This is a genomic window from Phocaeicola sp. RTP21198st1_B8_RTP21198_201120 (assembly GCF_040929485.1).
Lineage (GTDB): Bacteria > Bacteroidota > Bacteroidia > Bacteroidales > Bacteroidaceae > Phocaeicola > Phocaeicola dorei.
This window is the reverse complement of the sequence record NZ_JBCOCI010000357.1, coordinates 1-300: the sequence shown is the minus strand read 5'-3', so window position 1 is coordinate 300 and position 300 is coordinate 1. Positions and strand designations below refer to the sequence as shown.

The following is a 300-nucleotide window of genomic DNA, read 5'->3' as shown; positions in this document are numbered from 1 at the left end:
TGCCAGGTTACGTCCGTAACATTTAGCACAAACACCCTTCTTAGCTTCACAAGTCAATACCGAACGGATTTCAACACTCTCGATCGGAGACTCCTGAATCTTCTTGGCTACTTCTTCTGTGATTTCTTCACCACCGGCAACAAGCAATTCACCTGTGGTAGGATGAATAATATCATGTACGGAAACACGGCCTAAGATACGTTCGTACAGAGTAGCAATAACCTCATCGTTATTCTTAAGGTCCGTACAAACCAATCCGCGGAGTGTACCGCAGTCTTCTTCTGTAATAATCACATCGTG

Annotated in this window: 1 protein-coding gene; it reads right to left on the bottom strand. The window is 44.3% G+C overall.

Features of this window, described 5'->3' with window-relative positions; genetic code table 11:
• Window positions 1-300 (bottom strand): hypothetical protein (locus AB5935_RS26260; RefSeq protein ID WP_368327899.1); only part of this gene is annotated, 300 nt, incomplete at both ends.